The following is a 13,492-nucleotide window of genomic DNA, read 5'->3' on the forward strand; positions in this document are numbered from 1 at the left end:
CCGGCGCTCAGCGGCCCGTGCGATGCTCAGCGGCTCAGCCGCCGGAAGCGCCGTACCGCCAGCGGCAGGAAGACCGCGGTGAGCGCGACCGGCCAGAGCACGGCCATCAGCACCGCATGCTGTTCGACCCAACTGCCGCCCGTGGTGGCCGGGTTGCCGAAGAGTTCCCGGATGGCGCCGGCCGTCGAGGAGACCGGGTTCCACAGGGCGAGGGCGCCCAGCCAGTCCGGCATCATCGACGGCGGGGTGAAGACGCTGGAGATCATGCCGAACGGCATGGCGACGGCGTACAGACCGCCGGCCGTTTCCTGGTTGGGGACCAGCAGGCCGAGATAGATGCCGATCCAGATCAGGGCGAAGCGCAGAAGCAGCAGCAGCCCGAAGGCGGCGAGGGTGGCGGCCGGGCTGCCGTGGGAGCGCCAGCCGACGATCACGGCGATCACGGCCAGCGCCGCGAGATCGACGCTCGCACTGATCACATCGGACACCCCGCGCCCGCTGACCACGGCCGACGGCGCCATCGGCAGCGAACGGAAGCGGTCGGTGACCCCGCGCTCCCGGTCGATGGCGACGGCCACCGCGGTGTTCATGAAGCCGAAGGAGACCGTCATCGCGAAGATGCCGGGCATCGCGAACGCCGGATAGTCCACCCCGCCGCCGACATTCATCGCGCTGCCGAAGACATAGACGAAGAGCACCACGGAGACGACCGGGTAGCCCAGTTGCCAGGCGATGATGACGGGCTGCCGGATGAGATGGGTCAGATCCCGGCGGACGATGGTCAGGCAGTCGGCGATGGCCCAGTAGGCGCGGCGCGCGAGGCCGTCTTCCTGTTCTGCCGGTCCGGGGTGGCCGTCGGACGGGATATGGAGCACGGTGCCTGCGCTCATGCGGCTGCCTCCTCGTCGGCCGCGGCCGCCGGGCGTCCGGTGAGACGGAGAAAGACCTCATCGAGCGTCGGGCGGCGCAGCCCGATGTCCTCGACGCCGACGCCCGCGTCCTGGAGGGTGCGCGCGACCTCGGTCAGCGCCGCCACGCCCTCGGCCACCGGGGCCCCGACCCGCCGTTCGGCCTCGTCCGTCGTGGGCCGTACGCCGTCCGCGGCGACCCGCGCCATGGTCCGTACCGCGTGCGGGAGATCGGCCGGGTCGCTCAGCACCACCTGGAGGCTCTCCCCGCCGACCTGCCGTTTCAGCGCGGCGGGTGTGCCGTCGGCGATCGTGCGGCCGTGCTCGATGACGGAGATCCGGTCGGCCAACCGGTCCGCCTCATCGAGGTATTGGGTGGTCAGCAGCACGGTGGTACCGCCCGCGGCGAGCCGGCGGACCGCCTCCCAGACCTCGTTGCGGCCGCGCGGATCGAGGCCGGTGGTCGGCTCGTCCAGGAAGAGCACCTCGGGGGCGAGGAGCAGACTGGCGGCGAGGTCGAGCCGGCGGCGCATCCCGCCGCTGTAGCCCTTGACCGGCTTCCCGGCCGCGTCGGCCAGCCCGAACTGCTCCAGCAGCTCCGTGGCCCGGTCCCGTGCTCGGCGGGCGCCGAGGTGGAAGAGCCGGCCGAACATCTCCAGGTTCTGCCGTCCGGTCAATATCCCGTCCACGGCGGCGTATTGGCCGGCCAGCCCGATCCTGGCGCGCACCCGCTGCGGCGCCCGCACCACGTCGTGCCCGGCGACCGTGGCCCGTCCGCCGTCCGGTCGCAGCAGGGTGGCGAGGATGCGGACGACGGTGGTCTTGCCCGCACCGTTCGGCCCGAGCAGGCCGTGCACCGTGCCCTGGCGGACGGTGAGATCGAGGCCGTCCAGGGCCCGCTTGTCTCCGTACCGCTTCTCCAGGCCCTCCGCGCGCACCGCCACCCCGGGCGGCACGTGCACCGCCCCTCTTCGCGTCCCGTGCCCTGTTTCGCTCGTACTGCCGGCCATCGCCGCTCCCCTCCACGTCGAAACTGAGTACACCGTACCCGATTGCGCGTACGCCGTACTCAGTTTTTGCCCGGCGGCATAGGATGACCGCACGATGACCACGACAGAACACAGCGGCAGCGGCGATGTCTCGCGCAGCCTGGAGCTGCTCTGGGGCCTCGGCGAACGGCCCAGCCGCGGACCCAAGCCGGGCCTCACCCTCGACCGCATCGTCACCGCGGCGGTGGCGGTCGCCGATGCCGAGGGGCTCGGCGCGCTCTCCATGCGCCGGGTCGCCACCGATCTCGGCGTCGGCACCATGTCCCTCTACCGCTATGTACCGGGCAAGGCCGAACTCCTCGACCTGATGCTCGACAAGGTCGCGGAGTTCGACGCCGACGCCCATCCCGACCCGGCCGCCGGCTGGCGCCCCGCGCTGGAGGCCCTCGCCCACGCCACCCGGCGGCAGTACCAGCAGCACCCCTGGCTGCTCCAGGTCGACCAGGCGCGCCCGCTGCTCGGCCCCAACGCCCTGGATTCACTGGAGCATTCGGTGCGCGCCCTGGCCGGCACCGGTCTGGCCGACCGCGAGAAGATCCATGTCCTGGTGTCCTTCGGCGGCTTCCTCACCGGTATCGCCCGCACCGAGCTGCACTCCGCGCTCGCCGAGCAGCGGACCGGCGTCAGCGACGCGGACTTCTGGCAGGCACAGGAACCCGTACTGTCCAAGGCGATGCTGAGCGGCCGCTACCCCGCCCTGGCCGCCCTGGACGAGGACACCTTCGCCGGGGACGACGCCCCCGTCTTCGAGCTGGGACTGACCGCGTTCCTGGACGGCGTCGCGGCGCTCATCGCCGCCCGCACCGGCTGAAGCGGCAGCGGACGCTCCCGTACGGGCTAGGGTCCGTCGTTTGGATCAGGCCCCGCGAGCCCGGCCTGATCCAAACGACAGACCCTAACCCCGCCGCCGCAGCATCCTGCGCAGCGCCACCACCAGCCCCGTTCCCAGGGCGAGGACCATGGCGCCCTTGATGAAGGCGGGGTCCAGCTCGGTGTCCGAACTTCCCTTGCCGTCCTTGCCGTTGGTGCCGTCGCCGTTCGCCGGGTCGTCGCCGGCCGCGTCCGGCAGCTGCTCGTCGCTCAGGCCGACCGGTTCGACCGCGCTGTCGGCGCCCTCGGAGCCGTACATCAGGGTGCGGCCGTCCGGGGTGAAGGTGACCGATTCGCCCTGCTGTTGGACCGGTACGCCGACGCTGCCGAGGTCCTTGGGGCGGCCGTCCTGCCAGCGGTAGATGCGGGCGCCGAAGTAGCTGCGCAGCACCAGGCGGCTGCCGTCGGGGGAGAACGCGCCGTCGGTCACCCACAGATCGACCGGGGCGACCTTGCGGAAGGTGTTGACGCCGGAGGTGGTGAGCCGCTGCGGGCCCGCGTAGAGCGCGCCACCGCCGCCCTGCTTCTTGCTGGCGAGGTAGACCCGGCCGGTCTTGGGGTGCACCATCATCGCCTCGGCGTCCCGCGGTCCGTCGGCGTACTTCACATCGAACTGGGTGGCGGTGACGGTGGTATCGCGCAGCCGCTTCGGCTCGGGGAAGCGGTAGATCCAGACGTGGTTCCAGCTGCCGCCGAGGTTGTCGCCGATGTCGCCGACGTAGAGGTTGCCGTCCGGGCCCACCGAGATCGCCTCGACATCGCGCGGGTCGCCGATACCGCGCAGCGTGACGCGGGCGACCGTACGGCCGGACTTGCCGTCGACGGCGTAGATGTACGGGCCGTCGTCGCTGTCGTTGTGGGTCCAGTAGATCCCCGGGTGCGTGCGGCTGGCGGCCAGCCCGCTGGACTCGGTGATCCGGGGATCGCTGATGGTGAAGCCGTCGGGCTCGTCGGCCGCCGCGGGAACGACGGCCGCCGACCAGAGGATTCCCGCGGCACCGGCCGCGCACAGAAGCGAACGCATGGGCACAGACTGCCATCCCGGGCCGCGGCGCGTGGGCGCAGTAGCCGTCCGGCACCCCGCGCTCCGTAGTGGCGGGCGTGGCGTGGCCAGCGTCACGTACCGGCCGGTAAGGAATCTCGGACATCATGTCCGGATGAGGATCATGTTCGTCGGTGACTCCATGACCATCGGCAGCACCGGCGATTTCACCTGGCGTTACCGCATGTGGCAGCACCTGAACGCGGCCTACGACGGCCCGTACCGCATCGTCGGACCGCGCCACACGCTCCATGACCCCACCGCGGGCACCGCCACCTCATCCGCCTACGCCGACCCCGGCTTCCCCGACGAGGCCCGCCGCCATCTGGCCGGCTGGGGTGAGGGCTGGCTGCACATGGCCCCGCTGATCGGCGACGTGGTGCGCCGGTACGAGGCCGACACCCTGCTGGTCTCGCTCGGCCTGATAGACCTCGGGTTCTATACGAACGCCGAGCAGACCGCGGAGAACGTACGGCGGTTCGTGGCACAGGCCCGCCAGGCGGCGCCGCACATCCGGGCGGTGCTGATGCCGGTGATCCCCAATGTGCGGGCGGCGGCGGACGCCGCCTTCGGGGCCGAGTGCACCCGCTTCAACGAGCTGCTGGCCAAGGCCGTCGCCGATCTCTCCACCCCCGCCTCCCCGTTGTTGCTGGCCTCCGAACCGGCCGCCTGGGAGACCGGCCGCGCCACCTACGACGGGACCCATCCGTCGGAGTGCGGTGAGCACCTGCTGGCCGGGGCGTTCGCCGAGGCGATGCACCAGGCGTGGGGCGTCGGCGGCCCGTACGCCGTCCCGGCCGGGGCCGTCGCGCCGGTATGAGGCCCGGCTGACCGCCACCCCGAACGGTCCTTGCTTCGAGTGCGCTTCAAGGCGTTGGCTGGGGAACCATGAAGTACACGCAGCTCGGACGCACCGGACTCAAGGTCAGCCGACTCGTCCTCGGGACGATGAACTTCGGGCCTCAGACGGACGAGGCCGACAGCCACACCATCATGGACGCGGCGCAGCAGGCCGGTATCAACTTCTTCGACACCGCCAATGTGTACGGCTGGGGCGCCAACAAGGGCCGTACGGAAGAGATCGTCGGCTCGTGGTTCGCCAAGGGCGGCGGCCGGCGGGACAAGACCGTGCTGGCCACCAAGGTCTACGCCAACATGGCGCCGGACGGGGACAAGGTCTGGCCCAACCACGACAAGCTCTCCGCGCTCAACATCCGGCGGGCGGTGGACGCCAGCCTCCAGCGGCTGGGCACCGACTACATCGACCTCTACCAGTTCCACCACGTCGACCGGGACACGCCCTGGGACGAGATCTGGCAGGCCATGGACGTACTCGTCCAGCAGGGCAAGATCCTCTACGTCGGCTCCTCCAACCACGCGGGCTGGCACCTCGCCCGCGCCAACGAGACCGCCGCCCGCCGTGGCTCGTACGGCCTGGTCAGCGAGCAGTGTCTCTACAACCTCGCCGAGCGGCGCGCCGAGATGGAGGTGATCCCGGCCGCCGAGGGCTACGGCCTGGGCGTCATCCCGTGGTCCCCGCTGCACGGCGGGCTGCTGGGAGGCGCCCTCCGCAAGGAGCGCGAGGGCGGCGCGGCCCGCTCGGGCTCCGGCCGCTCGGCCGACTCGCTCGCCAACTCCGCGATCCGGACCCAGATCCAGTCGTACGAGGATCTGCTGGACAAGCACGGGATGGCGCCCGGTGAGGTCGCGCTGGCGTGGCTGCTCACCCGGCCCGGGGTCACCGGCCCGATCGTCGGCCCGCGCACCGCGGACCAGCTCGCCTCCGCGCTGCGGGCCGTGGAACTGACCCTCCCGGACGAGCTGCTCGCCTCACTCGACGAGATCTTCCCCGGTCCGGGGCCGAGCCCGGAGGCCTTCGCCTGGTGAACGGGCGGGGCGCCCGGCGGCGGAGGTTTCAGCCGCTGCCGGGCGCTTTACGGGGACCGGTGCGGCGGTCCGTGCGTGCGGCCGTCGGACCGGCCGTCGGTACGGTGCCGCCGTCAGCGCAGCGCCGCCGCCACGATCACGACGACGAGCAGCAGGGCGAGCAGACCGGACATGATCCGGTTACGGGTTTTGGGATCCACCCTCTGAGCGTAACGGGGGCGGACCCGAACGTTTCAGCGGGCCGGGGGCTGCACGGCCACCGGAGCTTCAGCGGGCAGGGCTGCGCGCGGCCCCCGGACCCCCGCCTGGGCCCCTGGCCGCGCCGGCTTCAGTGCCCCAGCGGCCAGGTGCCCACCGTCTCGTACCGGGGCTGGGTGCCCGCCGCCCCGGGGACGGGGGGATGGCTGCACACCAGGGCGAGGGCGCCGACCGTCCAGGCGGGGCCGGTGAAGTCCTTGAGGGCGGTCGCGTACGGGCGGAGGTCCAGGCCGGGGACCCGGTTTCTGGCGAGGGTGAGGTGCGGGGTATACGGGCGGTGCTGCTCGTCCATGGTGAGACCGGCCCGGCGGCCCGCCGCGGTGGCCGCGTCGGCCAGGAGGCGCATGGCGGGGCGGTCGCCGTCGGCCCCGGCCCACACCACCCGGTCCGCGAAGCGGCCGCCGCCCGCGATCCACAGCTCGTAGGGGGCGCGGCGGCGGGCGGCGCGGGCCAGCCGCTCGGACAGCTCGGGGACGGTCTCCCCGTGCACCTCGCCGTAGAAGGCGAGGGTGAAGTGCCAGCTGTCCCGGCCGGCCCACCGCAGCCGGTCGGCGGCCGGGAGCCGCTTCAACTGCGCCACCTCGGCGGCCAGTTCCTCGATCGCGGGAGCGGGGGGAAGGACGGCGGCGAAGAGTCTCATGCGGCCAGTGTGGCGCAGCGCACCGGGCATCCGGCGGACACGGCGCCCCGGCCCGTCCCTGCGGGCCGAGGCATCCCGTGCGCTACGCCGCCGGCGTCAGATCCCGCTCCCCGGACGGCTCGGTGGCCGGGTCCCGGGGCACAAAGGCGAGGTGCCGACGGCCACGGCGCAGGTCGATCTTGAGGCGCAGACCGCCCACCCTTGCGAGGATCAGACCGATGAGGACCGCGGCGGCCAGGGAGACCGCACCGCCCGCCATGAAGCCGATCCGCGGGCCGAAGGTGTCGGTGATCCAGCCGACGAGGGGTGCGCCGAGCGGGGTGCCGCCCACGAAGACCATCATGAACAGGCTCATCACCCGGCCCCGCATCGCCGGATCGGTGGCCATCTGGATGCTCGAATTGGCCGTGACATTGATCGTCAGGCCGACCGTGCCGATCAGGACCAGCAGCATCGCGAAGATCCAGAACGACGGGGCGAGCGCGGCCGCGATCTCCAGCACGCCGAAGAGCATCGCCGCCCCCACCACCAGCCGCAGCCGGGAGCTGGCGCGGCGGGCCGCGAGCAGCGCGCCGATCAGCGAACCGGCCGCCATCAGCCCGTTGAACAGGGAATACGTGCCCGCACCCTGGTGGTAGACGTGGTGCACGAACGCGGTCAGCCAGATCGGAAAGTTGAAGCCGAAGGTCCCGATGAAGCCGACCAGGACGATGGGCCAGATCAGATCGGGGCGGCCCGAGACATACCGCAGGCCCTCCCGCAGCTGGCCCTTGCTGCGCGGGACGCGGTCGACCTTGTGGAGTTCGGCGGTGCGCATCATCAGCAGGCCCGTGAGCGGGGCGATGAAGGAGAGCCCGTTGAGCAGGAAGGCCCAGCCGCTGCCGAAGGCGGTGATCAGGACACCGGCGACGGCGGGCCCGATCAGCCGCGCGGACTGGAAGTTGGCGGAGTTGAGGCTGACGGCGTTGCGCAGCTCGTCCTGGCCGACCATTTCGGAGACGAACGCCTGCCGGGCGGGGTTGTCGAGGACGGTGACCAGGCCGAGTACGAAGGCGACCAGGTAGACGTGCCAGACCTGGACCTGCCCGCTCAGCGTGAGCGCGGCGAGTGCCAGACCCGTGACGCCCATGGCGGACTGGGTGAAGAGCAGCAGCTTGCGCTTGGCGAAGCGGTCGGCGATGACGCCGCCGTAGAGGCCGAAGAGCAGCATCGGCAGGAACTGCAGCGCGGTGGTGATACCGACCGCGGTGGAGGACCCGGTGAGGCTGAGCACCAGCCAGTCCTGGGCGATGCGCTGCATCCAGGTGCCCGTATTGGACACCATCTGGCCGGTGGCGAAGAGACGGTAGTTGCGGATACGCAGTGAACTGAACGTGCCCTTGCGCGGTGTGGCGGCGGGGCCGGCGGCGACAGCCGGGGCGGGGCCCGGAGAGGTCGCGGTCGCGTCGTCGGAAACCGTGTCGTCGTGGGAGTTCGGTGCGGGGGCGGAGTCTGCTCCGGATCCCGTACTCAAAGTGGGTTCGCCTCCTCGGCCTCGGGTTCTACAGCTGTGCGAGCTTCTCCAGCACGGGCGCGGCGGCCCGCACCTTCGCCCACTCGTCCGCGTCCAGCCCGGAGGCCAGCTCGGCGAGCCAGGCGTTGCGCTTACGGCGGCTCTCCTCCAGCATCGCCTCGGCCTGCTCGGTCTGCGTGACGACCTTCTGACGGCGGTCGTCGGGGTGCGGTTCGAGCCGGACCAGTCCCTTGGCCTCCAGCATGGCCACGATCCGCGTCATCGACGGCGGCTGCACATGCTCCTTGCGGGCCAGCTCGCCGGGCGTGGCATGGCCGCACCGGGCGAGGGTGCCGAGCACCGACATCTCGGTGGGGCTCAGCGATTCGTCGACCCGCTGGTGCTTGAGTCGGCGCGACAGGCGCATCACGGCGGACCGCAGCGCGTTCACCGCGGCCGCGTCGTCGGGGGGCACCTCCGGCCCGTCGGGCTGGAGAGGGGACAGTTCCGGCATGGTCTTTAGCGTAACTCATTACCCTTTCTAAGGAAAGCCAAGGGTCCTCTTCCGCCCCGCATCACCCAAATGAGTGAGGACGCGGCCGAAAGTGACGCAGCTGACCGCGTACGGACGGGACCGTGTCCGGATGGGATCGCAAGTGCTCAGCCTGCGGGTGGACGGGGAGCTGCTGGAGCGCATTCGGCAGCACGCCGCAAAACGCGGAATGAGCGTCCAGGACTACGTGGTCCGGACGCTCATCCGCGAGGATTTCGACGAGCGGTTCAAGTCCTCCGTCGACGAGACGGAGAAACTGGGCGGCCGCTGGCTGGCTACGTGACGCCTGATGGGCTGCTTGACGCCCGGCCGGCTACTTGACGCCCAGCGCCTGCTCGATCGGGTTCAGCAGGAAGTAGACCAGGAAGCAGAAGCCGACCGCGTTCAGCAGCCAGGGGACCTCCCGGAACCGGCCGGTCGCCGCGCGCAGCAGGATGAAGGCCAGGACACCGATGCCGATGCCGTTGGTGATGCTGTAGGTGAACGGCATCGAGACGAGCGTCAGGAACGCCGGGATGCCGATGGTGAAGTCGCCCCAGTCGATGTCCCGGACGTTCGACGCCATGATCAGGAAGCCGACGACCACCAGCGCGGGCGTCGCCGCCTGTGCGGGGACGACGGTCGCCAGCGGCGTGAAGACCAGCGCGAGCAGGAAGAGGCCACCGGTCATCAGGTTCGCCAGACCGGTGCGGGCGCCCTCGCCGACACCGGCCGTGGACTCCACGAAGCAGGTATTGGCGGAGGCCGAACCGAAGCCGCCGCCCGCGACCGCGATGCCGTCGACCATCAGGATCCGGCCCATGTTCGGCAGCTGGCCGGTCTCGTTGTTCAGCAGCCCGGCCTCCTCGCCGACGCCGATGATGGTGCCCATCGCGTCGAAGAAGCCGGAGAGCAGCACGGTGAAGACGAACAGGCAGCCGGTCAGCACCCCGACTTCCTGGAAGCCGCCGAACAGGCTGATCTGACCGATCAGTCCGAAGTCCGGGGTGTCGACGATCTTCTCCGGGACGTTGGGGACCGCCAGGCCCCAGGAGGCGTCCGGGATGTCGGCGACGGCGTTGATGCCGATCGCGAGGACGGCCATGCTGACCATGCCGATCAGGATCGCGCCCTTGGTCTTCCGCACGATCAGGACGAACATCAGCGCCAGGCCGATGACGAAGACCAGCACCGGCCAGCCCGTGAGCTGTCCGCCCTGGCCCAGCCCCATCGGGACGGTGGTGTGCGCGGCGTCCGGATTACGGGTCACAAAGCCCGCGTCGACCAGGCCGATCAGCGAGATGAACAGGCCGATGCCGATGGCGATGGCGCGCCGCAGCCCGTTGGGGATCGCGTCCATCACCCGCTGCCGCAGCCCCGAGGCGACCAGGATCATCAGCACCAGACCCGCGAGCACGACCATGCCCATCGCGTCCGGCCAGCTCATCTTGGGGGCGAGCTGCAGCGCCACCACGGCGTTGATGCCGAGGCCGGCCGCGATGGCGATCGGGACATTGCCGATGACGCCCATCAGGACCGTGCTCAGTCCGGCCATCAGCGCGGTGGCGGTGACCAGCTGAGCGTTGTCCAGATGGTGACCGTACTTATCGACTCCGGAGCCGAGAATGATCGGGTTCAGCACGATGATGTAGGCCATCGCGAAGAACGTCGCCAGACCGCCGCGCAGTTCGCGGCTGACCGTCGACCCCCGCTCGGAGATCTTGAAGAGGCGGTCCAAGCCGTTCTTGGGAGGCTTCGGACCTGGGTTTTCGAGGATGCCGACCGGCGTGGTGGCCGAGGGGGACATGCGGGGACCTCAGTCGGACGGGCCTGGGCAGGCGCGGGGGCCCAAGGGCCCGGAACACGAACAAAAACGCAATCAACTGGATCGACTTGGAGGTAAATACGAGCCGAACAAGCCGCATCCAGAAAGGTTCAGTATGAATAAACAATGCACTGATCGCTATCTCCGCGCGTAGACCCTTGGGGCACCGGGCCTCTGCGCACGCACCCACGTCGGCCCGCGGGTCCCTCACCCGCCCCCGTATCCTGAGCACCATGTGGAAGAAGTCCGAACTGCGCGAGGCCCCGGCGCCTCTCGAAGGTCCCGTCGTCGGCACGGTCACCGGCGGCACCATCCTCTGGTTCGTGCTCTTCCTCGGCCAGCTCCCCTTCTACGGCTGGTTCGCCGACAACGGCCACGCCTGGTGGGTGTGGACCTGTCTGGCCGGCGCCGGCCTGGGGCTGGTGGGCATCTGGTACGTCCGCGGACGGGATGCCGCACTCAAGCGCGCCGCGGCGGCCGACCCGTCCTGACCTCGGGCGACCGCCCCTCCCGTCGGCGGGTGAAGTACGCATTCCGCCCGTAACGTCGAGGGCATGACGGAGCGGGCGTGGACCGGCGTCGAGCGGTCCGGGCCGGGTGGCGAGCCCGCCCGGAGGGCCACCGGGACACCGGTCAGCCCCGGACTGACCGCCGCCGAGGTCGCGGAGCGGGTCGCCCGGGGCGAGGTCAATGACGTCCCCGTACGGTCCTCCCGTTCGGCCGCCGAGATCGTCCGCGCCAACGTCTTCACCCGCTTCAACGCGATCATCGGCGTGCTCTTCGTGATCATCCTGATCGTCGGTCCGATCCAGGACGGCCTGTTCGGGTTCGTGATCGTCGCCAACACCGGCATCGGCATCATCCAGGAGCTGCGCGCCAAGAAGACCCTGGACAACCTGGCGGTCATCGGCGAGGCCCGGCCGACCGTCCGGCGCGACGGGGTCACCGAGGAGATCCCCACCTCCGCCGTGGTGCTCGACGACCTCATCGAACTCGGGCCCGGCGACAAGGTCATCGTCGACGGCGAGGTGCTGGAGAGTGACAGCCTGGAGATCGATGAGTCGCTGCTGACCGGCGAGGCCGACCCGGTCGTCAAGAAGCCCGGCGAGCAGGTGATGTCCGGCAGTTTCGTGGTCGCGGGCGGCGGCGCCTTCACCGCGACCAAGGTCGGCCGGCAGGCGTACGCGGCCCAGCTCGCCGAGGAGGCCAGCCGCTTCACCCTGGTCCACTCCGAACTGCGCACCGGCATCAGCCAAATCCTCAAGTACGTGACCTGGATGATGATCCCGACCGCGCTCGGCCTGATCCTCAGCCATCTGCTCACCCTCGGGCTGCCGGGCGACGCGGCGATCCGCCGGATGGTCGCCGGGATCGTGCCGATGGTCCCCGAGGGCCTGGTGCTGCTCACCTCGGTCGCCTTCGCGATCGGCGTCATCCGGCTCGGCCGTAAGAAGTGCCTGGTCCAGGAGCTGCCCGCGATCGAGGGCCTGGCCCGGGTCGATGTGGTCTGCCTGGACAAGACCGGCACGCTCACCGAGGGCGGTATGGACGTCAGCGGGCTGCGGACGCTCGACGGCGACGAGGCGTACGTCCGGCAGGTGCTGGGCGCGCTCGGCGAATCCGACCCGCGGCCCAACGCCTCCCTCCAGGCGGTCATCGCGACCTATCCGGCGGACGGGCGCTGGCGCTGCACCCGTTCACTGCCGTTCTCCTCCGCCCGGAAATACAGCGGCGCGTCCTTCAACAGCCCGGACGGCGAGAGCAGCACCTGGCTGCTCGGCGCCCCCGACGTACTGCTGCCGTCCGGGGACCACCGGCTCGCCGAGACCGACGCGCTCAACGCCCGGGGACTCCGCGTCCTGCTACTCGCCCGCGCCGTACGCGAACTGGACGACCCCGAGGTCACCCGCGACGTACGGCCCGCCGCGCTGGTCGTCCTGGAACAGCGGCTGCGCCCGGACGCCCCCGACACCCTGCGCTACTTCGAGGACCAGGGCGTCCGGGCCAAGGTGCTCTCCGGCGACAACGCGGTGTCGGTGGGCGCGGTGGCCGGCAAGCTGGGGCTGCCGGGCGCGGACGCCCCGGTGGACGCGCGCGCACTGTCCGGCGAACGGGACGCGATGGCGGCCGAGATCGAGGCGGGCGCGGTGTTCGGCCGGGTCACCCCGCAGCAGAAGCGGGACATGGTCGCCGCGCTCCAGTCACGCAGTCACACCGTCGCGATGACCGGCGACGGCGTCAACGACGTGCTCGCCCTCAAGGACGCCGACATCGGCGTCGCCATGGGCTCCGGCTCCGAGGCCACCCGCGCCGTCGCCCAGATCGTCCTCCTCAACAACAGCTTCGCCACGCTCCCCTCGGTCGTCGCCGAGGGCCGCCGCGTCATCGGCAACATCACCCGCGTCGCCACCCTCTTCCTCACCAAGACGGTCTACTCCGTCCTGCTGGCGATCCTGGTGGCCTGCTGGCAGATCCCCTACCCGTACTTGCCGCGCCACCTGACCCTGCTCTCCACCCTGACCATCGGCATCCCCGCGTTCTTCCTGGCCCTGGCCCCCAACAAGGAACGCGCCCGCCCCCACTTCGTCCGCCGCGTGATGCGCTACGCCATCCCCTCCGGCCTCATCGCCGGCGTCGCCGCCTTCACCACCTACCTGCTCGCCCGCAGCTACTACACCGGCCCGGACGCCCTCCCCGCCGAGACCAGCGCGGCCACCCTGACCCTCTTCCTCACCGCGATCTGGGTCCTGGCGATCATCGCCCGCCCCTACACCTGGTGGCGCATCGCCCTGGTCCTGACCATGGCCCTGGCCTTCCTCATCGTCCTGGCCACCCCCTGGCTGCAAACCTTCTTCGCCCTGCGCCTGGTCGGCACGACAATGCCCTGGGTTGCGGTCGCCATCGCAGTGGTGGCGGCCGTCCTACTGGAGCTGGCCTGGCGCTGGGTAGCCCGCCGCTTCCCGGCGTGACCCCCTGGCCACCATCACGG

At 70.9% G+C, this 13,492-nt stretch carries 13 protein-coding genes; 6 read left to right on the plus strand and 7 right to left on the minus strand.

Annotated features, from left to right (window positions below; genetic code table 11):
• Positions 1-26 precede the first annotated feature (26 nt).
• Both STRTU_RS13935 and STRTU_RS13940 read right to left on the minus strand, forming a co-directional pair.
• A complete protein-coding gene (locus tag STRTU_RS13935) occupies positions 27-890 on the minus strand; it encodes an ABC transporter permease (RefSeq protein ID WP_159743832.1) in 864 nt (287 codons plus the stop codon).
• The gene (locus STRTU_RS13940) at positions 887-1,864 is read right to left on the minus strand and encodes an ATP-binding cassette domain-containing protein (protein ID WP_159746924.1); all 978 of its coding nucleotides are present in this window, start codon (positions 1,862-1,864) and stop codon (positions 887-889) included. The genes STRTU_RS13935 and STRTU_RS13940 overlap by 4 nt, the downstream gene beginning before the upstream one ends.
• A 148-nt stretch (positions 1,865-2,012) precedes the next feature.
• Between STRTU_RS13940 and STRTU_RS13945 the strand changes: the two genes are divergently transcribed.
• Positions 2,013-2,768 (plus strand): TetR/AcrR family transcriptional regulator, encoded by a 756-nt coding sequence (locus STRTU_RS13945; RefSeq protein WP_159743833.1) that lies wholly within the window; start codon positions 2,013-2,015, stop codon positions 2,766-2,768.
• Positions 2,769-2,852: 84 nt separating this feature from the next.
• Here STRTU_RS13945 and STRTU_RS13950 read toward each other — a convergent pair whose 3' ends face one another.
• Positions 2,853-3,851, minus strand: a complete 999-nt coding sequence (locus STRTU_RS13950) for an esterase-like activity of phytase family protein (protein ID WP_159743834.1) — start codon at positions 3,849-3,851, stop codon at positions 2,853-2,855.
• Positions 3,852-3,993: 142 nt separating this feature from the next.
• On the opposite strand from STRTU_RS13950, the gene STRTU_RS13955 reads away from it, so the two are divergent.
• Together STRTU_RS13955 and STRTU_RS13960 are read left to right on the plus strand one after the other, a co-directional pair.
• Positions 3,994-4,689: a GDSL-type esterase/lipase family protein gene (locus STRTU_RS13955; protein WP_159746925.1), complete on the plus strand. Its 696-nt coding sequence runs from the start codon at positions 3,994-3,996 to the stop codon at positions 4,687-4,689.
• A 68-nt stretch (positions 4,690-4,757) separates the two neighbouring features.
• Positions 4,758-5,756, plus strand: coding sequence for an aldo/keto reductase (locus STRTU_RS13960; protein ID WP_159743835.1), 999 nt, complete (start codon positions 4,758-4,760; stop codon positions 5,754-5,756).
• Between the two features lie 328 nt (positions 5,757-6,084).
• On the opposite strand, the gene thpR is transcribed toward STRTU_RS13960, so the two are convergent.
• The 3 genes from thpR to STRTU_RS13975 form a co-directional block, all read right to left on the minus strand.
• Complete coding sequence (thpR, locus tag STRTU_RS13965) at positions 6,085-6,654, minus strand: RNA 2',3'-cyclic phosphodiesterase (protein WP_159743836.1); 570 nt, start codon at positions 6,652-6,654, stop codon at positions 6,085-6,087.
• A gap of 82 nt (positions 6,655-6,736) precedes the next feature.
• Complete coding sequence (locus STRTU_RS13970; RefSeq protein WP_159743837.1) at positions 6,737-8,167, minus strand: MFS transporter; 1,431 nt, start codon at positions 8,165-8,167, stop codon at positions 6,737-6,739.
• Between the two features lie 28 nt (positions 8,168-8,195).
• Positions 8,196-8,660 carry a MarR family winged helix-turn-helix transcriptional regulator gene (locus STRTU_RS13975; RefSeq protein ID WP_159743838.1) on the minus strand — a complete coding sequence of 155 codons (465 nt, stop codon included), beginning with the start codon at positions 8,658-8,660 and terminating at the stop codon, positions 8,196-8,198.
• 130 nt (positions 8,661-8,790) lie between these two features.
• On the opposite strand from STRTU_RS13975, the gene STRTU_RS13980 reads away from it, so the two are divergent.
• The gene (locus tag STRTU_RS13980; protein WP_159743839.1) at positions 8,791-8,982 is read left to right on the plus strand and encodes a ribbon-helix-helix protein, CopG family; all 192 of its coding nucleotides are present in this window, start codon (positions 8,791-8,793) and stop codon (positions 8,980-8,982) included.
• A 30-nt stretch (positions 8,983-9,012) separates the two neighbouring features.
• On the opposite strand, the gene STRTU_RS13985 is transcribed toward STRTU_RS13980, so the two are convergent.
• The gene (locus STRTU_RS13985; protein WP_159743840.1) at positions 9,013-10,485 is read right to left on the minus strand and encodes an NCS2 family permease; all 1,473 of its coding nucleotides are present in this window, start codon (positions 10,483-10,485) and stop codon (positions 9,013-9,015) included.
• A gap of 251 nt (positions 10,486-10,736) precedes the next feature.
• On the opposite strand from STRTU_RS13985, the gene STRTU_RS13990 reads away from it, so the two are divergent.
• Both STRTU_RS13990 and STRTU_RS13995 read left to right on the plus strand, forming a co-directional pair.
• Positions 10,737-10,994, plus strand: a complete 258-nt coding sequence (locus STRTU_RS13990) for a DUF2530 domain-containing protein (protein WP_159743841.1) — start codon at positions 10,737-10,739, stop codon at positions 10,992-10,994.
• A gap of 63 nt (positions 10,995-11,057) precedes the next feature.
• Entirely contained in the window at positions 11,058-13,472 is a 2,415-nt protein-coding gene (locus STRTU_RS13995; protein ID WP_159743842.1) for an HAD-IC family P-type ATPase, read from the plus strand.
• Positions 13,473-13,492: the final 20 nt, after the last annotated feature.

This window comes from Streptomyces tubercidicus, assembly GCF_027497495.1.
In the GTDB taxonomy this organism is placed as follows: domain Bacteria; phylum Actinomycetota; class Actinomycetes; order Streptomycetales; family Streptomycetaceae; genus Streptomyces; species Streptomyces tubercidicus.

What these genes read in the sequence shown, in the direction of transcription:
- STRTU_RS13935 (WP_159743832.1), bottom strand. Translation starts at nt 890, where the DNA reads ATGAGCGCAGGCACCGTGCTCCATATCCCGTCCGACGGCCACCCCGGA.
- STRTU_RS13945 (WP_159743833.1), top strand. Translation starts at nt 2,013, where the DNA reads ATGACCACGACAGAACACAGCGGCAGCGGCGATGTCTCGCGCAGCCTG.
- STRTU_RS13950 (WP_159743834.1), bottom strand. Translation starts at nt 3,851, where the DNA reads ATGCGTTCGCTTCTGTGCGCGGCCGGTGCCGCGGGAATCCTCTGGTCG.
- STRTU_RS13955 (WP_159746925.1), top strand. Translation starts at nt 3,994, where the DNA reads ATGTTCGTCGGTGACTCCATGACCATCGGCAGCACCGGCGATTTCACC.
- STRTU_RS13960 (WP_159743835.1), top strand. Translation starts at nt 4,758, where the DNA reads ATGAAGTACACGCAGCTCGGACGCACCGGACTCAAGGTCAGCCGACTC.
- thpR (WP_159743836.1), bottom strand. Translation starts at nt 6,654, where the DNA reads ATGAGACTCTTCGCCGCCGTCCTTCCCCCCGCTCCCGCGATCGAGGAA.
- STRTU_RS13975 (WP_159743838.1), bottom strand. Translation starts at nt 8,660, where the DNA reads ATGCCGGAACTGTCCCCTCTCCAGCCCGACGGGCCGGAGGTGCCCCCC.
- STRTU_RS13980 (WP_159743839.1), top strand. Translation starts at nt 8,791, where the DNA reads ATGGGATCGCAAGTGCTCAGCCTGCGGGTGGACGGGGAGCTGCTGGAG.
- STRTU_RS13985 (WP_159743840.1), bottom strand. Translation starts at nt 10,485, where the DNA reads ATGTCCCCCTCGGCCACCACGCCGGTCGGCATCCTCGAAAACCCAGGT.
- STRTU_RS13990 (WP_159743841.1), top strand. Translation starts at nt 10,737, where the DNA reads ATGTGGAAGAAGTCCGAACTGCGCGAGGCCCCGGCGCCTCTCGAAGGT.
- STRTU_RS13995 (WP_159743842.1), top strand. Translation starts at nt 11,058, where the DNA reads ATGACGGAGCGGGCGTGGACCGGCGTCGAGCGGTCCGGGCCGGGTGGC.